Genomic DNA, 18,738 nt, shown 5'->3' with positions numbered 1-18,738 from the left:
CGACGGTGATGCTTCCGTTCGTGCTCGTCAGTTTGACTTCAAGCGCACCGTCCCCGAACGTCCGCTCGTTCGTCCGCTCCCCAAATATGTCGAGTTGGCCGTTTCTCGTCTTGGCGCGGATGACGGTGTCGCTCGGCTCTTGCTTCAGACGCAGTTCGATTTTTCCGTTCGTCGTCTTCAATCGAAGCGGATGTTCAATCGCATCGATCACACAATCGATACGTCCGTTCGACGATTTCGCCTCGATTGCGCCGTCCACGTCGACGATGTCGAGCCGACCGTTTGACGATTGAAGAGTGAGACGTTCAATGACAGAATCTCTCACTTCGGCTCGACCGTTCGATGTTTGAACGTCAAAGTCTTGGCCCGCGCTCATCGTCAGGCAGACGTTCCCGTTTGACGAGCGCAACGTCCCGTGACCGGCCCGGACCTCACTCGCGTTGATGCGACCGTTCTCGCTCTCGACCTCGATCAAAGCAGCTCGCACCTCACGGACGTCACTCGAGCCGTGCCGATTGTTCAGACGGACCGATTCATACGTGTGACGCGGCAACTCGACATGCAACACCGGTGTTTTCGTCCCGAACCACGAGAACAAGTCGGACAGTCCGAAGCGGCGTTCCGACTCGATCCGCACCTCGAGCGTGTCGTTGACGATGTCCATCTTGACGCCATGTTCGGTCTCATCTTCTAGTGTCGCGTAGGCATAGCCGTCCGCGGACGGTACAACGTTCACGTGCGCATTTTGAACGCGAATCGAGACGTGTTGAAACGCCACGTTCGGGCTCTGGACGATGGCAGGCGGCGCAATCGGCTCCGCCGCGATCGAATCGACCGACACGAGCAGTTCTGAGGCGAGCACTTCTGGTGTCCCGAGCTCCTCGGCCATCGCTTCGTCACTTTTCCCATCGAGTCGCCCGCTCGCAAAGTATTCCGCAACGTCCCGCAAAATATCGACCCGATCGATGATGCTGATCCCCATGAGCAACCGTTCGAGTTCAGTTAAATACTGTTCTTCTGTCATTTGTCGTCTCCCCTTTTAATCAATTCGTTGACTCCTGTCGTGAATGATTCCCATTCCGCTCGCAATTCGTCTAGATGGATCTTCCCTTGCTCCGTGATGGCGTAGTACTTCCGTGGCGGTCCTTCTGCCGACTCCTTCAAATACGTCGTGAAGTAGCCTTCCGACGTGAGTCGCCGAAGGAGCGGATAGACCGCCCCTTCCGAGATGACGACTCTTGCCGAGATTGCTTGAACGAGCTCATAACCGTAACGGTCACTCGTCTCGACGAGTGCAAGTACACACAAGTTTAAGACCCCTTTTTTAAATTGAGGGTTCAATCGATTCGCCTCCTCTACTGTTCATTAAACAATAGCATATCGACCACTACTGTTCAATAAATATTAGCTAGCATGTTTATTACATCTCGATAAGTGGTATATCTCTGCCCAAATCTGTACAATAGGGGAACGACACTCGTAGTAAAATAATTGTCACAGCCGGAATGTATGTAGTTCCAGGAAGGAACGGTCCCTATGAAAGCTTGGATTGACGAGCGGATCGGAAGGCAGTTTTTATTCGTCTTCTATTTATTCATTGGACTGATCCTCCTCACCTCACTCGCCGTATACGTATATACGGAAAATCGAATCGAACAGACGACTTCATCGCTCGAGCACGTCAGCGAACGTCGCACGAATGCGACCGAGCTCTTCGAGACATGGCAGTCCATGCAATATGAGATGCGCGGTTACGTCCTCCTCGGCGACGAGGAATTGCTTGCCCGCGTCAAAGAGAAACAAGACTTGATCGAAACACAGACCGCCTGGTTCGAAACGAACGCGGTCACGGCGAAAGAACAGACGTATGCGGGGGATGCCCGTGCGTTATTCTCCGCCTATCAACAACGCGTCATGCCGAGCCTCGAGCGCTACGTCGTCGCGAAGCGGGCAGGCACGGTCACCGAGCCGTTCCTGCAAATGCCGACGCTCGGGAAAGTAACGCCTCAAACCGAACCTCAGGCCGATCGGAAATTCCAAATCAACTCGAAGAGCGCGGCTGACATGAGCGCGAGCATCGTCGACATGGAGACGGTGTTCACCGAATACCGCAACGCATTGAATGCGGAAGAAAACCAACTCCGTGAACAGCTCGCCACCCATACGAAATGGGCGCAAGTACTTTGGCTTCTGTCGCTACTCGGGGTACTATTCGTCCTCTTCATCGCGGCTCGGCCTTACGTAAAACGGTTGACCGATCAACTGCAAGAGTTGATCACGAACAGCGAACGGCTCACCGACGACCGAGTCATACCCGTCCCTGTTTTGGCATCGACCCGAAACGAGGTCGGGCAACTGACCGAATCGTTCCGTCAAATGGCGGCCTCACTGTCGTCGCAGCGTTATCAAGTCGAAGAAGAGCGCGAGAAGACCGCGCGGCTCTTGCACTCGATCCGTGACGCCGTCATTTATGTCGAACATACGACGCATGAGAAACTCGCCAACCAGGCGCTCTTCGTCATGTTCAATCAAGCGATCACGAAGCAAAACGAGACGGACCTTTATCGGCTTGACGTCGACCTTGAAGAACTCGGTCTCCAAGTCGATCAAAAAGATTCCTTCTTCTCGTTCATGCGCCGTGCGTTCGACGGCGAAGCGATGGAAGAGAGCGTGACGTTCTCGATGAATCAAGAAGAACGGTTCATCCGAATGTACGCGGAAAAAATCCATTTGCGCGGCACACGCCACGGCACGATGCTCGTCTTCCGGGACGTGACGCAAGAAACCGAGGTCGACCGCTTGAAGACGGAACTCGTCGCGACGGTGTCTCATGAATTGCGCACTCCTTTAACGAGCATCATCGGGTTTACCGAACTTATGCGCTACCGGAAGATGCCGGCTGAACGGACGGATCAATATTTAGGAATGATTCATAAAGAGACGCTCCGTCTCGAGGATTTGATCTCCAACTTACTCGACGTGCAGCGAATGGAGTCGGGAAAACAGACGTATCAAAACGAGCCCGAAAGCTTGTACGATATTTTGGCAGAAACGATTGCCGTCCACCAAGGCGCGAGTCAACACCACGACTTATCGTTTGAATGTGATAACGACATCCTCGTGTACGGGGACCGAAACCGACTCAACCAGCTGTTCACGAACCTGCTTCATAACGCGATCAAATATTCACCGAACGGCGGAAAAGTTGCGGTGTCCGTCACGAATGACCAGTCGGACGGCGTCGAAATTTCCGTCACGGACTCTGGCATCGGGATCCCGACTTCAGCGCTCCCGAAACTGTTCGACAAGTTTTATCGCGTCGACAATTCGGCCAGCCGGAAGATCGGTGGCACCGGCCTCGGTCTTGCCATCTGTAAAGAGATTGTCGAAGGGCATGACGGGACGATCCGGGTCGACTCACGTGTCGGTCTCGGATCGACGTTCACGATCGTCTTGCCGAAATATATCGAGGAAGATCAAATGAGCGGCTAAACAATAAGGGATGACTCGCCTCGGGCGAGTCATCCCTTATGTTATTGGACTTTATTTTCTGGGCCAAATGCCGGATAGAGCGACAAGCCACCGTCAGCAAAGATGGTCGTGCCCGTGACGTAAGACGACTCGTCTGACGCAAGCCACGCTGCCACCGCAGCGATCTGTTCAGGTCGCCCGATCTTATGAGTCGGAATGAGCGCTTCGAGCCCTTTCTTCTCTTCTGGATCTTGCATCGTCTCTTCGTTGATCGGTGTGTCGATCGCACCAGGAGCGATCGCGTTGACACGAATCTGATTCGGCGCATATTCGAGCGCGACCGACTTCGTGAACATCTTGACCCCGCCTTTACTTGCTGCGTAATGCGTATAGCCCGGGCGTGGGATCACCTCGTGTACCGAGGACATGTTGATGATATTCCCTTTCAAGTCATGCTCGACGAAATACTTGAGTGCGGCCCGTACCCCGAGAAACGTCCCGGTCAGGTTCGTATCGATAATTTTCTTCCAGTTGTCGAGCTCCATCTCGTGCGTTTTCGCTTCGACTTGGACACCGGCGTTGTTGACGAAAATGTCCATCTGTCCAAATTCAGATACTGCTTTTTCGATCATCTTCTCAGCGAGCCCTTCTTCGGCGACGTCACCTTGGACAGCGACGGCTTTACCTCCGGCCGCCTCGATGCCGCGGATGACTTCCATCATCTCGTCTTCACTGCTTCTGTAATTTAAGACGACGTTGACGCCTTCTTTCGCGTAGCGCTCGGCCACCGCTCGCCCGAGTCCTTTTGAACTACCTGTGATTACTGCGACTTTCCCTTGAAGTTCTGGATAGTTTGCCATGTCGTTTCCCCTTTCGTCTTCTCGCTTTGTAGTTCCCGTATTCCCCTCTTCATGAAACCTTTCGGGCTGTCTTTTGAATATTTATGGGAAATCTACTATACTGAAACAAACTATTCGTTTTCAGGACTCGCCTGAAAAACGTACAAACTTATTCTTATGGAGGTGAATCCCCGATTTTTTGGGGAATTTTTGGACAGTCCCATGTTACTCAGTTTATTGATCGTCGCCTTTCTCATCTTCATGACCGCCTTTTTCGTGGCGGCCGAATTTTCAATCGTCAAAGTCCGGAGCGCACGGCTCGACCAACTCGTGCTAGAAGGAAACTCACGAGCGTCCGTCGCTAAAAAAGTGATCGAGAACCTCGATGACTCGCTATCCGCCTCGCAGTTCGGCATCACGCTCGCCGCGCTCGGCCTTGGTTGGATCGGTGCCGATCAAATCGAAGGAATGATTCAACCGCTCGTCGACCGCTTAAGCGTCTCGCCGTCGGTTTCAACATTCCTGTCGTTCTTAATCGCCTTTTTGCTCATCGCCTTTTTACACGTCGTCATCGGCGAACTTGTCCCGAAGACGCTCGCCGTACATGAAGCCGAGAAATTGACGCTGCTCGTCGCCCGGCCGCTCTACTTCTTCACGAAGCTGTTGTATCCGTTCATCCGGGTGCTCAACAGTATGGCCCGGCTCACGCTCCGCTTGTTCGGTGTCAAGACGACGGCACAAGAGACGGCGCACTCGGAAGAAGAACTCAAAATTATCATGACGGAGAGTTTTCGAAGTGGCGAAATCAACGAGAACGAACTCGCTTACGTTCAAAATATCTTCTCGTTTGATGAACGTGTCGCAAAAGATGCGATGGTGCCGCGGATGAATATGGTGACGATCGATGAAGAAGACTCGATCGAGACGATTATCGCGACCGTCCAAGAGCATCAATATACGCGCTATCCGGTCACACGAGACGGTGACCGCGATGACGTGCTCGGTTTTATTAACGCCAAACAGGTGTTCACGGCCCAACTCGTCAAGAGTGACGCCCCGCTTGAATCGTTCATTCATCAGTTACCGCTCGTCACGGAGTTCACACCGCTCCAAGAAGCGATGGTGAAAATGCAGAACGCACGGACGATGATGTGTCTCGTCATCGATGAGTACGGCGGCACCGCCGGCCTGCTCACGATCGAAGACATCCTTGAAGAAATCGTCGGTGAGATTCGCGACGAGTTCGACCGGGACGAACAAGCCGAGATCACTGAAGTCAATCCAGGCCATTATCGCTTGTCTGGTCTCGTGCTCACGCAAGAGATCGAAGAGCGCTTCGGCATTGAGATCGAGGATGACGTCGATACGATTGGTGGTTTCGTCCTCTCGCAAAAAGCGAATGCACGCACCGGCGAACGTTTCGTCCTGCCAGGTGAGCACGAACTGATCGTCCGCGAGATCGACAATCACCGCATCGTCTTCGTCGACTTGATTCTTGCGCATAAAGACCAGCTTCGAGCCGAAATGGACTAAGTGTCTTTGACCGCCCTCCCTTGAACATTAGGGAGGGCTTTTCGATTGACGCTCGAACTGTCGCTATATTTTCAAGGCTTGTCGTGATATACTGCACATATGTTGCTAATTTGAGTGCGTGTCACTCATTGACACAACATCACCGAACAGTTCATTAATGTTCGGTCCAACAACTACAGAAAGAAGGTTACGCATGGAACGTAAACTATTTTTAATTGACGGAAACTCCATGCTGGCCAGTGCCTACTACGGTGCCGCCGCGAGCCGAACGAAAAAAGGACGCGAGGTATCTAAAAACGATCGGAGTGCCGTCATCGGTATGACCGGCCTCATCCGGACGATTCTACGCAGACATCGTCCGTCTCATTTTGTCGTCGTATGGGACGTCTCACGTGAAACATTGTGGCGTCGCGAGCTTTATCCTGGCTATAAACGCCGCCGTCGCCAGACACCACCCGAGTTGAAGGCTCAAATGGAACTCATGCGCCAATTGCTTGAAGAGAGCGGAATCCCGCAATATCAAGTCGAAGGCTATGAGGGAGAAGATTTGATTGCCCACATCGCTCGGAAGTTCAGCTGCAGCGCGCCTGTCGTCATCATGACGAAGGATAAAGACTTGCTTCAGCTCGTGAGCCCACGTATCACAGTATGGCTTCAAACACAGGAGCTTCAGCAAATGCAAGCTCGTTGTGATATCCAAGACAACCGCCCGCTCCCACTCAAGCGACATCTCGAGATTCGTCCTGAGGAGATTGCAGCGTTGTACGAAGGATTGAAGCCGAAACAGCTCTCAGCGGTCAAAGCGTTGACGGGAGACCGTTCAGACGGTATCCCACCTGTAGCCGGCCTTGACGAAAGTCAATCGGTACAGTTGATTAAACGCTTCGGTTCGCTCGATAAGCTTTACACGGCGCTTAGCGTCAAAGGCGATAAACGACAACTGATCAATGAAACGATCGCGGCACTGACGTCAGAGGAAGTGCCCCGTAACTTGAGACGTACACGCAAAAAAGCCGAGCGCAACATGGAGCTCGTCCGTCTCGATGTCACGGTGCCAGAACTTGAACATTTGAAACTGGCTCATCTTGAGCTCAGCATCAATTCAAAACGGGTCGAACAAGCGTATCAAAAGCGCGGCATTCGCCTCTCATTTGATTCGAGTCAAAAGAAAATTTCAGCACGTTAAAAAGCGCGGACATTAGTCCACGCTTTTTATATTGACCGTAATCCCATCGTCGTCGGTGAGCGACCATTCCGACGTCGTCCCTCCAAGTTCGTGGTTCGTCGAAGCGTCGACAAAAAGCGTCCATGCTTCAAGTCCCGCCTCGTCGTTCATCGGTTCAGTCGGACGGGCCCAGACGTTCGCACCGATGTGATGATGATACCCGTCGGCCGCGAGGAACAGTGCACCCGGGTATGAATCGGTCGTGACGGTAAACCCGAGTCGATGTTGATAGAATAATTTCGCCGCTTCGAGGGAACATACCTTAAAGTGAACGTGTCCCATCGTCGTCCCGACAGGAAGACCTGTGAACGGACGGTCCGCTGCCGCCTCGAGCATCGATTCGTACTCAACCGGATCGGTCGACATCTTCACGTGACCGTTCGCTTCATATTCCCACTTCTCACGTGGCCGATCAGCATACAGCTCGATGCCGTTCCCTTCCGGATCGTTCAAATAAAACGCCTCACTGACCAAATGGTCGCCTTGACCGACTTCAATCCGTCGCTCGATCAAATGACGGAGAATGCGTCCGAGTTCGACGCGGTCCGGCAGCAAGATTGCCATGTGGAACAAGCCGGCCGCCTTTCGGTTCGGACGCACACCTTTGACTTCATGCAAGATGACGAGCGGCGTATTCGGCGCACCGAGCGTGACGCGGTCGATACCGACTTCGAGTACGTCCATTCCAATGACTTGTTCGTAAAACTGTTTCATGTTTTCTAATTCACTGACCCGGAGCGTGACCGGTCCGAGTTGGATATTGGTTAATTTCATGTTTTCTCACCTCTCTCTTTACTATACATGCCGTGTCCCGTTTGCAGAAGACGGCACAAAAAGGTGGTATAGTTACCGAAAGGATACTTAGAGAGGAGCGAGACTCATGACGATGATCTCAAGCTGTGAAGTCGATACCGCACTCGAACTGATCACCGGTAAATGGAAACCATCGATTTTACTCGCGCTCATCAACGGGGGGACGCTCCGGTTCAGTGAACTGAAACGCTCGCTCCCGAATATTAGCCAAAAGATTTTGACAGCCCAGTTGCGTGACTTAGAAGAGCAAGATATCATCATCCGTACCGTCTATCCGGAAGTCCCGCCGCGCGTCGACTATCAGTTGAGCGAGTACGGCAAGACGCTTATCCCGGTACTCGAGACGATGAACGCTTGGGGCATGAAGCACGCTGCGCGCATGCAACAAAAATAAATTGTCCACATGTGGATAACTCATTTCCGTATTACCGCCCATCACTTATCCACAGGAGGATCTCATGATTCGTTATCCACAGCTCACCGGCCGCCACGTCGGCGTCACCGCCCCTTCGTCCGGCGTACCAGCCGCGCGTCATAGTTTACTTCACGAAGCTGAGACGACGTTCGCACGCCACGGCTTCACGCTTCAATTTGAACCGTCTGTTTGGACACAACATAAAGCAAAATCGGCGCCGGCCGCAGTACGTGCCGAAGAGATGACGCGACTGTTCCACGATGAGGACGTCGATTTGATCATCCCGCCATGGGGCGGCGTCTTGTTGCTCGAGCTACTCGATAAAATCGCTTGGGACACGCTCCCAGCGAAGTGGATGCTCGGCTACTCTGACGTCAGCTTATTTTTATTCGTCTACACGCTCAAGACCGGCATCGCCTCGGCTCACGGGACGAACCTTGTCGATCTGCGCGGGGAATCGTGGGATGCGACGAGTTCGCGTTGGCTCGACGTCTTATCGACGAAACACGGCGAGACCGTCATTCAACTGTCTTCAGAGCAATTTCAAAAAGAATGGCAGCACGGTAATCCGAGTCCATGCGTCTACCATTTGACCGAGCCGACCGTATGGAAATCACTCGGTGGGATGGAAGCGACCGGTCGTCTGCTCGGCGGTTGTATCGACGTCCTCTTGCATACGATTGGGACGCCTTACGGTGACGTCGCTCAGTTCCAACAGACTCATTTGAACGATGAACCGATTCTTTGGTATTTCGAGAACGCCGAGATGGATGTACCGGCACTCAAACGGACCCTGCTTCAAATGAAGTGGGCCGGTTGGTTTGATCATACGACAGGCATCTTGTTCGGTCGCAGCGATGCCCAACCACCGGTACAAGGTTATACGGCAGAAGACGTCTACGCTGAACTACAGGAACTACTCAACGTTCCCATCATTTATGACATCGACTGCGGGCACGTGCCACCACAACTGACACTCATTAACGGTGCCCATGCCTCGATTCAAGTCGAGGACGGGAAAGGCACGCTCATTCAAACGTTCAAGGGCTGAGGATTCAGCCCTTGATTTTTTGTAGCAATTCGGTCAAATGTGTCCGATAAAATCCTTCGGGAAACCTTTGAACAGATCCTTCGATTGAAGGCACTAATTCGAGCCCACACCCGTAACTCGCACCAATCAGCACCCCTTCAAAATAGACGGCCTGATCGATCAAGCTATGTGTCTTCCAACCGTCCATCCCTTCCCATAGCCGCTTGAAAGCCATATCTCCGAGTTCCATCTCACCTTTCATCGCATAATAGACTCCTTGTGACATCTCGATCGCGGCGATGAACGAGTAATCATCACCCAATAGTCGCTCCATTTCCTTAATCTGTTGCCCGAGCTGCTCGACGCGGCCGTAGTGGATGGCATAAAGTGCCTCTGACAAAGCGAGACGCACTTTGGCCACGTGTTCGTCCGTGAACTGAATGTACTGCCTTGCTTTCACAAACGCCTCATTGATCCGTTGTTCGTCTTTCAGGTAAAGAGCACATAATGCAATCGTCCGATTCACATCGTCGGCTCGATAATACGTTCTCGTCTGATGCATGTGTTTAAGGGCAGAATCTAGATGATGGATGGCCCCAGATAGATTCCCTTCATACGTCATTTCTTTCATGACGAGAAGCATCGCATATTCAATCCGAGTTCGTGACGACATGTTTCGCACGTCTAACAATTCCAATCGATCAAACTGTTCGCTCGCTTCCTCAAACTGATTCCACAAAATGTAGTAGTAAGCTTTCCCGATGAGTGCCATCGCCAGCTCATCTTTTTCATCGAGCCGTTCGAACAAATTGATTGCTCGCTCATAATAAGTTAACAGTTCACTGCGCTTATCGCCATGTTTTAAGTTATCTCCCATAATGACGTATGCCTTCCCTTGCCACACCGAGTTCATCTCTGTCGTCAAATATGGGGATAGCGCCTGCTTGGTAGCTTCCTCGTCCCATGGATTAAGGCTCAATTGGGCGTATTCGATGTCTTCGACGAGCGCTTGCAGCTCCACCTCGCGAGGATCGACAAGTAACGACTGCACCGACACGTCCAACCGCTTGGCAATCTCGCGCAGACTGCGCATCGACGTTTCGGCTTTCCCGTTCTCAATCATACTGAGCATCGATTTCGTGATGATGCCGTCGGCGAGTTGACTTTGCGTCAACTTTTTTTCTTTTCGTAACGCTTTAATTCGCTGTCCAATCATAGAGCACCTCTTAAAAGTTAAATTTAATTGAACTTATTGTTTACAAATCTTCCTTTGTCATCTATTATGATGTTAAATCATATTGAACTTAATTACAAAGGAGACTATGTATGACTACTTCTACCTCGAACTTGTACGTGTTGTTGCTCGGGAAATTCATGTCGTTATTCGCTTCCAGTCTATTCACGTTCGTCGCCGGATTGACGGTGCTGACAACTTCCGGTTCCGGGCTCCAGTTCGCCCTCGTCTTACTGGCCGGGACGTTGCCTCGTGTTCTATTATCACCGTTTGCCGGTGCATATGCTGACAAATTGAACCGAAAACGCGTCATCATCACGATGGAATCGCTCAACGGGCTGTTGTTCTTCTTGGCCGGGGCCGCGAGCCTCATTTGGACGTTCGGCGTTCCTGCTTTCTTGATTATTACATGTCTGCTTTCTATCGTCTCCACTTTCTTGTCTGTCACGTTGACGAGTTCGATTCCACTCCTGTTCGACGAAGACGGGCTTCAACGCGCCAATTCGCTCATCCAAAGTATCATTTCCGTCTCAAGTATTGGTACGCCACTTTTAGCCGGGGCGCTGTTCAAGCTATTACCGATTTCAGCGTTCTTGTTCAGCTCATCCCTCTTGTTCCTCATTGCCGCCCTGTTCGCCTCACGTCTCACATTCCAAGCGTATGAACATGCTTCCACCGATCAATCGACGTGGGACGACGTCCGCTCCGGTTTCCGCTATTTGAAACGCCAACGCGTGCTATGGACGCTGACGATTCTTGCGGCGTTCCTCAACTTCTTCTTCGTGGCTTCGGAAGTACTGTTCCCGATTGCCGCCTTGCAACAGATCGGGGTCAGCCCGCTCCAGTTCGGCTTTTTAGAAAGTATGTTCGCAGTCGGATTTTTAGTCGCCTCTCTTGCCCACGCGCTGCCGTTCTTTAAGATCAAGTATCGTCTAGCGACGGTCCGCACATCGCTTATCGTCATGAGTTGCCTCTTTATCGGCCCGGCCGTTCCGCTCTATTTTGACTTCTCGGTCACACCCGCCATCGTCTTCCTCACCGGATTCGCTTTGTTGAGCGGTTTCTTCATCATCCGCGTCAATATTCCCATCCAACTGTTTTTGCAGACGAACACGGAACCAAGCTACCTCGGTCGTGTCATGGGTGTCCTCGAATCACTCGCCATGGGGATCACCCCGCTCGGTTTCGTGTCGTTCGGGTTATTGAGCGAATGGATGTCGGTCACGTCACTTTATACAATTTGCATGGTATGCCTGCTTTCGATCACGCTGTTCGCGATGCATCGCATCCGTCACGATATCGCGGTTGAAAAAGCGACGGTACTGGCTGAAGTCGAAAGCGCGCCGACGCGTCAATGAACGAAAAAAAGACATCGAACGTTTTTCAGTTCGATGTCTTCTCTGTTGATGGAAGGACTCGTTTCTCTAACAAGAACGGTCCGAACGGGATGACCGAAGCCATGACCGCGAGGACTAACACTTTGAAGCCCCAGTTGAAGCGCCACGCCATGTAAACCGCTGCCGCCACGTAAGCGACGAACAGGAAACCATGGGCCGCACCGACGATGCTGACGGCTAGCGGCATGCCAGCCAAATACTTGAGCGGCATTGCGATCAACAATAAGAGCAGGAATGACATCCCCTCTGTATAACCGAGCCATTTGAATCGAGTTGCGTTCATATCCGTTCTCCTTTTTAATCGATGCTACGTTCATCGTAGCCGATAGAGGTGAAGTTTGTCACAGGAGAACGTTAGAAAGTCGTTAGGCTATTTGACGATTTGGTGAACGATGCGAAATTTTTGTTTCGACGAAGCGGCGAAGGAACAAACCGTCGACGCCGATTTTGCCTGCGTTGTAGCCCGCGACGAGAATCAAGACCGATACGATCAACATCGTCGGGTTCGTGCTGACCGTTCCTGACAATAAGAATGCCATGTTCATGACGAGTCCGAAGAAAGCCGCACTGCGTGTGAGGGCACCAAGCAAGAGACCGAGACCAACCAAGAATTCACCGTATGGAATTAAGATATCGAAAAGTGCTGCGTTTGGGATCGCGAAGTTTTCAAGGAATGTTGCCCACCAGCCGGCGACCGCCGGGTGATCTCCCGTCGCAAGCGTGAGCGCATTATTCAGAAAGCCTTCTGATCCGAACCCGCCTGTGATTTTACCCCATCCGGCTGTGAGCCATTGATAGCCGAGCCAGATCCGTAACACCGTCAAGATGCCGGTTGCGATATTGTGGTTTTGCCAAAACTTTGTGAACATGATAATTCCTCCTTTTGAATGGGTGAATGATTGCTTATATGTGATTACATTCACAATATATCACCCATGTTCATGTTTTCACATAGCTTGAGACAATAGTTCACGTTTCGTTCATATGTGTGTCACAGGTCAGTCACTTTTTGGAAATTGCACCAAAAAAAGCAACGTCTGCTCGAGACATTGCTTCCACTGATTTAAAGATCAACTTGTTGTGGCGGTTGGCCTTTTTTATTCATCACACGCATCGATTGCGGTGAGATTTTTAAAATGACGAGTTTTGGATCGTCCGGGCCGTCGAACCAGCCCTCAAGTTTTTCGTTCCACACTTTTTCTTTCATCGACTCGTCATCAGACACCGACGTCTCTCCTAAAATCTCTAGATACGTGTCGCCGACCCCGTCCCCGTCGTAGCCGATCAAGACGTGCGTATACGGATTGTTCTTCAACTCATCGACTTTATCCGTATCTTTCGAGGTTGCCGTATAGAGTGTCAGACCGTCATGGAAAAACGTCATGTATCGGCTGTGCGGCTTCCCTTTATATACCGTGGCCATCGTTCCCACGTTGCTTGCATCTAGAATTTGTTGTGCCGTTGTTTTAGCATCCATTTAAAAAGCCCCCTTATCATAGTCACTCGTATAATCATTCCCTTGCGGCATTTGATTAAACACGAAGACACGAAAAAACCTGCTCGCCGAAGCGAGCAGGTTATAAAATTCCTTGGAAAGGAAGATTAGATTTTTTCAACGTTAGAAGCTTGTGGGCCACGAGCTCCGTCAGTGATTTCGAAAGTTACTGCTTGGCCTTCTTCAAGTGTCTTGAAGCCGTCGCCTTGGATTGCTGAGAAGTGTACGAATACGTCGTCTCCGCCTTCCATTTCGATGAAGCCGTAACCTTTTTCTGAGTTAAACCATTTTACTTTACCTGTGTTCATAATGAACCCTCCTGAAATAAACGCTGTGCGTTCTAGTAGTGCCTTACTAGAAAAAACTGACCAAAAAAAGCACAAAACTTGTTGGATTATCTTTCATGAAAAATAATCCCAAGCGATTGTGAATTATGTTTCCAGCTATTCTTAATTAAGCACATATGTAATATACCATGGATAAATGCTTCTGTCTACTAAATACTTCGGTTTGCTAAAAATAATTTCAAAACGGGTACATCACATGTAGTGAACGTTAGGAGGACGACTCATATGATGAATCAAATTGACCGCACGCATATCGCTGCCACCATCGCCCGTCACGCGGCCTGGTCGACAGATGAGCTATTGACGGAGACGCTCGCTTGGCATCAAGCGACGCGACACGATCATTATCCTGACCAATCCAAGTCGTACCGCTCCCACTTGCCGATGACGGAACGAATTACACCGGTGACGAGTGCACTCCCGCTCGAGGTCGTCGACGATCTCATCCGGCCCGTCTGGATGCGTCGTCTCGACGCGGAACATTTGAATTTACTGCAGACGACACGCCATCACGTCGACGTGACCGATTACGGGGCCGTCGGGGACGGCAAGACGGACTGCACGCTCGCATTCCGGCTCGCGCTTCGGTCGAACCGCCACGTCCACGTGCCGGCCGGTGTCTATATCGTCCGTGGCGTCCGGATCCCCTCGAACTGCGTGCTCGAAGGTGCGGGACAACAGGACACGGTATTACGCTTGGCCGACGGTACACCGAAGCATCGCCGTCTGCTGCGAAATGCGACACCGTTTTATGGGAATCATCACATTGAGGTCGCCCATCTGACGCTCGACTGGAACGTCGAGCGCCTTGGCGACGTCGATCGGACGTCGAGTGGAGACACGGCTTCGAGCGCATTGACGTTCGCCCACGTCAAATTCGCCTGGGTCCATCACGTCACCGCCAAAGGTGCCGGGCTGCACGCGTTCGATATCACCGCCCCTCACTACCATTACCTCGGGGACGGGTTGCGTGCCAAAAAAGGCAGCCGCTACATTTGGCTCGACCGCTGCGAGGCGACGAACTATGGGGACGACGGCATCACGACGCATCATAGCGACGCCATCTACATCACGAACTGCTATTGTCATCACCCGCACGGACGTACGCACGCCCACGGCTTCTCCAATTCAAACGGCATCGAGATCGATGACGGTTCGCGTCACGTCGTGCTCGTCAACAATATGACGGAAGGTTGTTTTGGAGGCGTCGAGGTGAAAGCCCACGGTACGTCCTCGGCCGCCCATGACGTTCATATTTTTGGGCACGTCTCGTATCGTGATAACCGGTCCTTCAACTTTCGCCACATCGGGCACCACTTGGCCGACGATCCCGAGTCGAAGACGGCGCGGTTCATCTCAGGGACGAATTTACTATCGATTGAACCGGTACGCTCGAAGCTATACGCCAAGTCGTCGCCCCGTAGCCTCGTCATATCGGCGTACCAAGACGTATTGATCCATGGCTTTACGGCTATCGGTGACCCGTCCTATGATTATACAGGACATCCAGCGCTCGCCGTCCAGTATAAGTCTCGGAACGTTCAATTAAAACGAATTGCCACAAGCGGGTTCGTTTCCAGCCGTGCCGACATCGAACTTTTCGGCGGCGACAATCGGACCGATCACGTCACAATCGAAGATGTCACGTGCCGGAATTCGGCCCCGATCTCAGTTAAGATCGGCGGACAGCTCGCTAACGTCGTGCTAAAACACATCGAAGGCGAACAAAAAAGTGGAGATGTCCTCATCTCCACGAGTAGCCCGGTCGAAGCGCACGACTTATTCGCTTATGGTTTCTCAAATCGGGTGCGAAGTGACGCTTGAGCCGACTCGACGAGCTCATTCAACCGGGCTTCGTCCAAATTGAGCGAACTGACCGTCTGTTTGGCCATCATCCGGACGATGGCTTTGTCGAGGAAGCCCATCCGCTCAAAGTCATAGCCGCTGCCGACAACTTCGACGAAGTAGGCGTGTGCTCGTAAATGTTCCCCGTACGCGCCTTCGAGCTCACGTTGCCGCTCCGCAACGGTCGGCGTGCCGGCGCACAAGTACAATCCGAGCGGACGTTCGAGCAATTGGACTTCGTTTTGCTTCAACCAGTCGGTCAGCTCGTCTTGAACTTTCCCCATCCGGATCGATCCCCCGACGATGACGTGGTCGACCGTTGCCCAATCGACGTCTGGCTCATCGACCAAGTTTTGAACGTGGACGTTTCCGGACAACCGTGCGGCCAAAAGATGGGCGACTTTCTCGCTCGTACCATATCGTGACGTATACGCAATCAACGTCTTCATCTCGTTTCCCCCTTATTAAGTCAGAGTCTACTCTTCCTATTCCCGAATGGTTTGGAGAATACTATACGCTTGAAAAAAACTCGCCGCTTGGGCGAGTTTTTTGTCATAGTTTGTACACTTGTGCCTCGTACGGACGAAGCGTGAACGGTTCGATCGGCTCCATATTGCCGATGACACGGTCTTTGACGTCATACGGCAACGTCCGTTCTTGTGTTTCAGCAGAGAAGTTGCACATCACGAGCCACGTCTCTCCTTCGAGCGTCCGCGTGAACGCGTAGACGGCTTCGTCTTCCGGAAGCAACAGCTCATACTTCCCGTAGACGACGACCGGGTTCTGTTTCCGCAGCTTGATCAACTGACGGTAGTAATGGAAGAGTGAATTCGGATCAAGTCGTGCCGCTTCCGCGTTCACGTCGACGTAGTTCGGGTTGACGTCGATCCATGGCGTACCGGTCGTGAACCCACCTTGCGCGTCAGCCGACCACTGGACCGGCGTCCGCGAATTGTCGCGTCCTCGGGCGTGGATGCCGCGGAAGATCTCCTCGTGCGTCAACAAATCGTTCGATGTGTAATCGCGATACGCGTTGAGCGTCTCGATGTCACGGTACTTGTCGATCGAGTCGAACGCGACGTTCGTCATGCCGAACTCTTCGCCTTGATAAATGTACGGCGTCCCTTTCAACATGTGCAGGAGTGTCGCAAGCATCTTGCCAGAGACGACCCGGTACTCATCCGAATCGTTGCCGAATCGCGAGATCGCCCGCGGTTGGTCGTGGTTGCTCCAATATAGGCTGTTCCAGCCCTCTTCCTCGAGTCCTTCTTGCCAACGCGAGAAGATCGTCTTCAACTCCGTCAGCTTCCAGTCAGTCGGATTCCACTTCCCAAAGCTGCCGTTGCCGACGTCGACGTGCTCGAAATGGAACACCATGTTGAGCTCGTCACGGTCTTCACCGGTGTATAGCTTCGCCTCGTCGACGCTGACACCCGGCATCTCCCCGACCGTGATCGTATCGTACTTCGACAACACTTCACGATTCATCTCTTGCATGAACTCATGGATGCGCGGCCCGTTGAAGAAGAACGGCGTTCCGTCTCCGTAGCCCGTCCCGCGCGTCTTCCCGTCCGGATAGCTTTGGTCTTTCGAGATCATATTGATGACGTCCATCCGGAAACCGTCGACGCCTTTGTCGAGCCAGTAAGCCATCAAATCGTACACTTCGCGGCGCAGCGTCTCCGACTCCCAGTTCAAGTCGGGCTGTTTCTTACTGAACAAGTGCAGATAATATTCGTCGCTCGCTTCATCGTACGCCCACGCGCTGCCGCCAAAGAACGCGCCCCAGTTCGTCGGTGGCTGACCGTTCTCGCCTTTTTTCCAAATGTAGTAGTCGCGGTACGGGCTGTCTTTCGAAGACCGAGACTCCATGAACCATTGGTGCTCATCGGAAGAATGGTTGACGACGAGGTCCATCATGATCTTGATGCCGTGACGGTGCGCCTCTTCGAGCATCGCATCGAAATCGTCCATCGTCCCGAACTCATCCATAATCGCACGGTAGTCGCGGATGTCATAGCCGTTGTCATCGTTCGGCGAATCGTACACCGGTGACAACCAGATGACGTCGATCCCGAGTTCAGCCAAATAGGACATCTTTTCCGTGATGCCCGGGATGTCCCCGATTCCGTCCCCGTTCGAGTCGTTAAAGCTGCGCGGATAAATCTGATAGACGACCGCTTCTTTCCACCATTGTTTCATAAAAGTCTCCTCCTCATCATCGGTTCAGATCTGACGTCATCATCGTACCTTGTCCCGCCGCCTGTGCCTATCCATGATATGATTAAAATATGCACAATCTTGCTATTATAAAGGAGTAATTCGATGGAAATCGGCTTTTGTGGCTATTCGTATCACACAGCAGCATATACTTTTCCGTTCGCCAACCGGTTGGACACGTACTTGATCCGCTTGCAGACTGAAGGGTCGGCCCGAATCCTCGTCAACGGGGAGACATACGTCGCGTACCCCGGCGATCTGTTGCTCGTCAAACCGGGTGACTACTATGAGTTGAATATCGATACCCCGGCGAGTGGCGACTATCATTTGTTCTGCGCTGGTCCGACGCTCGACACCTGGTGGTCGACGACTACCCGCTCACGGCTCACCACGATCTCGATTGACCCTCGCCTCCTGTCGCTTTGGCAACACGTCACGGAAGAGGCACGACGACCGACCGATGAACAGAGCACTGCGTTGATCGAGAAGTTGATTGAGGCGCTTCTGCTCATGCTCGACCGGTCGATGCGAGACGTCCGGACGAATGTACGTCCCCCGGTCGTGTCTCGCATGATGCGTTATATAGAAGGAAACGTCACCGCCGACTTCAAAATTGCCGACGTCGCCGCTGCCGTCGACTTGAGCGTATCGCGGACCGTGCATCTCTTTAAGGAAGTGACCGGGATGACGATCATCGAGTACGCGCACACGATCCGACTTCAGCTCGCCGAAGAGCAAATGCGGTATACACAACATTCGCTCGAACGGATCGCCGAGCTGTCCGGGTTTCGAACGTATCCTTATTTCCACCGGATTTTCAAACGGAAATATGGCGTCGCACCAGGGGTTTACCGCACACTTCAACAAAAAAACG

General features: G+C 52.3%; 19 protein-coding genes. 8 read left to right on the top strand and 11 right to left on the bottom strand.

From position 1 onward, the window contains the following. Both A6395_RS09490 and A6395_RS09485 read right to left on the bottom strand, forming a co-directional pair. A partial coding sequence (locus tag A6395_RS09490; RefSeq protein WP_071398834.1) for a DUF4097 family beta strand repeat-containing protein occupies positions 1-1,024 on the bottom strand: 1,024 nt, incomplete at its 3' end. Then, on the bottom strand, positions 1,021-1,341 hold the full coding sequence (locus tag A6395_RS09485) for a PadR family transcriptional regulator (protein WP_071398833.1): 321 nt from the start codon (positions 1,339-1,341) through the stop codon (positions 1,021-1,023). The genes A6395_RS09490 and A6395_RS09485, both read right to left, overlap by 4 nt. A gap of 195 nt (positions 1,342-1,536) precedes the next feature. Between A6395_RS09485 and A6395_RS09480 the strand changes: the two genes are divergently transcribed. Then, positions 1,537-3,492, top strand: a complete 1,956-nt coding sequence (locus tag A6395_RS09480) for an ATP-binding protein (protein ID WP_071398832.1) — start codon at positions 1,537-1,539, stop codon at positions 3,490-3,492. A gap of 41 nt (positions 3,493-3,533) precedes the next feature. On the opposite strand, the gene A6395_RS09475 is transcribed toward A6395_RS09480, so the two are convergent. Beyond that, positions 3,534-4,331: a glucose 1-dehydrogenase gene (locus tag A6395_RS09475; protein WP_071398831.1), complete on the bottom strand. Its 798-nt coding sequence runs from the start codon at positions 4,329-4,331 to the stop codon at positions 3,534-3,536. Positions 4,332-4,532: 201 nt separating this feature from the next. Between A6395_RS09475 and A6395_RS09470 the strand changes: the two genes are divergently transcribed. After that, positions 4,533-5,843 carry a hemolysin family protein gene (locus tag A6395_RS09470; protein ID WP_071398830.1) on the top strand — a complete coding sequence of 437 codons (1,311 nt, stop codon included), beginning with the start codon at positions 4,533-4,535 and terminating at the stop codon, positions 5,841-5,843. Between the two features lie 193 nt (positions 5,844-6,036). Further along, entirely contained in the window at positions 6,037-7,029 is a 993-nt protein-coding gene (locus tag A6395_RS09465) for a 5'-3' exonuclease (RefSeq protein WP_070328350.1), read from the top strand. 12 nt (positions 7,030-7,041) lie between these two features. On the opposite strand, the gene A6395_RS09460 is transcribed toward A6395_RS09465, so the two are convergent. Further along, a complete protein-coding gene (locus A6395_RS09460; RefSeq protein ID WP_071398829.1) occupies positions 7,042-7,842 on the bottom strand; it encodes a VOC family protein in 801 nt (266 codons plus the stop codon). Positions 7,843-7,948: 106 nt separating this feature from the next. Between A6395_RS09460 and A6395_RS09455 the strand changes: the two genes are divergently transcribed. Further along, positions 7,949-8,275: a winged helix-turn-helix transcriptional regulator gene (locus A6395_RS09455; RefSeq protein WP_071398828.1), complete on the top strand. Its 327-nt coding sequence runs from the start codon at positions 7,949-7,951 to the stop codon at positions 8,273-8,275. 64 nt (positions 8,276-8,339) lie between these two features. Beyond that, complete coding sequence (locus A6395_RS09450; RefSeq protein ID WP_071398827.1) at positions 8,340-9,347, top strand: S66 family peptidase; 1,008 nt, start codon at positions 8,340-8,342, stop codon at positions 9,345-9,347. A 4-nt stretch (positions 9,348-9,351) separates the two neighbouring features. Here the strand turns inward: A6395_RS09450 and A6395_RS09445 are convergent, their stop codons facing one another. Further along, a complete protein-coding gene (locus tag A6395_RS09445; protein ID WP_071398826.1) occupies positions 9,352-10,542 on the bottom strand; it encodes a helix-turn-helix domain-containing protein in 1,191 nt (396 codons plus the stop codon). A 110-nt stretch (positions 10,543-10,652) separates the two neighbouring features. Between A6395_RS09445 and A6395_RS09440 the strand changes: the two genes are divergently transcribed. Further along, entirely contained in the window at positions 10,653-11,918 is a 1,266-nt protein-coding gene (locus tag A6395_RS09440) for an MFS transporter (protein WP_071398825.1), read from the top strand. A gap of 25 nt (positions 11,919-11,943) precedes the next feature. On the opposite strand, the gene A6395_RS09435 is transcribed toward A6395_RS09440, so the two are convergent. The 4 genes from A6395_RS09435 to A6395_RS09420 all read right to left on the bottom strand — a co-directional run bounded on the left by A6395_RS09435 (position 11,944) and on the right by A6395_RS09420 (position 13,760). Beyond that, complete coding sequence (locus A6395_RS09435; RefSeq protein WP_021068057.1) at positions 11,944-12,240, bottom strand: DUF3817 domain-containing protein; 297 nt, start codon at positions 12,238-12,240, stop codon at positions 11,944-11,946. Between the two features lie 82 nt (positions 12,241-12,322). After that, a complete protein-coding gene (locus A6395_RS09430) occupies positions 12,323-12,826 on the bottom strand; it encodes a DoxX family membrane protein (protein WP_071398824.1) in 504 nt (167 codons plus the stop codon). 194 nt (positions 12,827-13,020) lie between these two features. Beyond that, positions 13,021-13,434, bottom strand: coding sequence for a pyridoxamine 5'-phosphate oxidase family protein (locus A6395_RS09425; RefSeq protein WP_070328358.1), 414 nt, complete (start codon positions 13,432-13,434; stop codon positions 13,021-13,023). A 125-nt stretch (positions 13,435-13,559) separates the two neighbouring features. Next, positions 13,560-13,760, bottom strand: a complete 201-nt coding sequence (locus A6395_RS09420) for a cold-shock protein (RefSeq protein ID WP_016507985.1) — start codon at positions 13,758-13,760, stop codon at positions 13,560-13,562. Positions 13,761-14,024: 264 nt separating this feature from the next. Here A6395_RS09420 and A6395_RS09415 point away from each other — a divergent pair, with 264 nt between their 5' ends. Continuing rightward, positions 14,025-15,623: a glycoside hydrolase family 55 protein gene (locus tag A6395_RS09415; RefSeq protein ID WP_071398823.1), complete on the top strand. Its 1,599-nt coding sequence runs from the start codon at positions 14,025-14,027 to the stop codon at positions 15,621-15,623. On the opposite strand, the gene A6395_RS09410 is transcribed toward A6395_RS09415, so the two are convergent. Together A6395_RS09410 and A6395_RS09405 are read right to left on the bottom strand one after the other, a co-directional pair. Continuing rightward, positions 15,587-16,093: a flavodoxin domain-containing protein gene (locus A6395_RS09410; protein ID WP_071398822.1), complete on the bottom strand. Its 507-nt coding sequence runs from the start codon at positions 16,091-16,093 to the stop codon at positions 15,587-15,589. The two genes, A6395_RS09415 and A6395_RS09410, sit on opposite strands and share 37 nt — an antisense overlap. 103 nt (positions 16,094-16,196) lie before the next feature. Beyond that, positions 16,197-17,846: a glycoside hydrolase family 13 protein gene (locus A6395_RS09405; RefSeq protein ID WP_071398821.1), complete on the bottom strand. Its 1,650-nt coding sequence runs from the start codon at positions 17,844-17,846 to the stop codon at positions 16,197-16,199. Positions 17,847-17,969: 123 nt separating this feature from the next. On the opposite strand from A6395_RS09405, the gene A6395_RS09400 reads away from it, so the two are divergent. Next, a partial coding sequence (locus tag A6395_RS09400) for an AraC family transcriptional regulator (protein ID WP_071398820.1) occupies positions 17,970-18,738 on the top strand: 769 nt, incomplete at its 3' end.

It is taken from the genome of Exiguobacterium sp. SH31 (assembly GCF_001816105.1).
Classification (GTDB): domain Bacteria; phylum Bacillota; class Bacilli; order Exiguobacteriales; family Exiguobacteriaceae; genus Exiguobacterium; species Exiguobacterium aurantiacum_A.
This window is presented reverse-complemented; position numbering and strand designations above follow the sequence as displayed.

What these genes read in the sequence shown, in the direction of transcription:
- A6395_RS09480 (WP_071398832.1), top strand. Translation starts at nt 1,537, where the DNA reads ATGAAAGCTTGGATTGACGAGCGGATCGGAAGGCAGTTTTTATTCGTC.
- A6395_RS09475 (WP_071398831.1), bottom strand. Translation starts at nt 4,331, where the DNA reads ATGGCAAACTATCCAGAACTTCAAGGGAAAGTCGCAGTAATCACAGGT.
- A6395_RS09470 (WP_071398830.1), top strand. Translation starts at nt 4,533, where the DNA reads ATGTTACTCAGTTTATTGATCGTCGCCTTTCTCATCTTCATGACCGCC.
- A6395_RS09465 (WP_070328350.1), top strand. Translation starts at nt 6,037, where the DNA reads ATGGAACGTAAACTATTTTTAATTGACGGAAACTCCATGCTGGCCAGT.
- A6395_RS09460 (WP_071398829.1), bottom strand. Translation starts at nt 7,842, where the DNA reads ATGAAATTAACCAATATCCAACTCGGACCGGTCACGCTCCGGGTCAGT.
- A6395_RS09455 (WP_071398828.1), top strand. Translation starts at nt 7,949, where the DNA reads ATGACGATGATCTCAAGCTGTGAAGTCGATACCGCACTCGAACTGATC.
- A6395_RS09450 (WP_071398827.1), top strand. Translation starts at nt 8,340, where the DNA reads ATGATTCGTTATCCACAGCTCACCGGCCGCCACGTCGGCGTCACCGCC.
- A6395_RS09445 (WP_071398826.1), bottom strand. Translation starts at nt 10,542, where the DNA reads ATGATTGGACAGCGAATTAAAGCGTTACGAAAAGAAAAAAAGTTGACG.
- A6395_RS09440 (WP_071398825.1), top strand. Translation starts at nt 10,653, where the DNA reads ATGACTACTTCTACCTCGAACTTGTACGTGTTGTTGCTCGGGAAATTC.
- A6395_RS09435 (WP_021068057.1), bottom strand. Translation starts at nt 12,240, where the DNA reads ATGAACGCAACTCGATTCAAATGGCTCGGTTATACAGAGGGGATGTCA.
- A6395_RS09430 (WP_071398824.1), bottom strand. Translation starts at nt 12,826, where the DNA reads ATGTTCACAAAGTTTTGGCAAAACCACAATATCGCAACCGGCATCTTG.
- A6395_RS09425 (WP_070328358.1), bottom strand. Translation starts at nt 13,434, where the DNA reads ATGGATGCTAAAACAACGGCACAACAAATTCTAGATGCAAGCAACGTG.
- A6395_RS09420 (WP_016507985.1), bottom strand. Translation starts at nt 13,760, where the DNA reads ATGAACACAGGTAAAGTAAAATGGTTTAACTCAGAAAAAGGTTACGGC.
- A6395_RS09415 (WP_071398823.1), top strand. Translation starts at nt 14,025, where the DNA reads ATGATGAATCAAATTGACCGCACGCATATCGCTGCCACCATCGCCCGT.
- A6395_RS09410 (WP_071398822.1), bottom strand. Translation starts at nt 16,093, where the DNA reads ATGAAGACGTTGATTGCGTATACGTCACGATATGGTACGAGCGAGAAA.
- A6395_RS09405 (WP_071398821.1), bottom strand. Translation starts at nt 17,846, where the DNA reads ATGAAACAATGGTGGAAAGAAGCGGTCGTCTATCAGATTTATCCGCGC.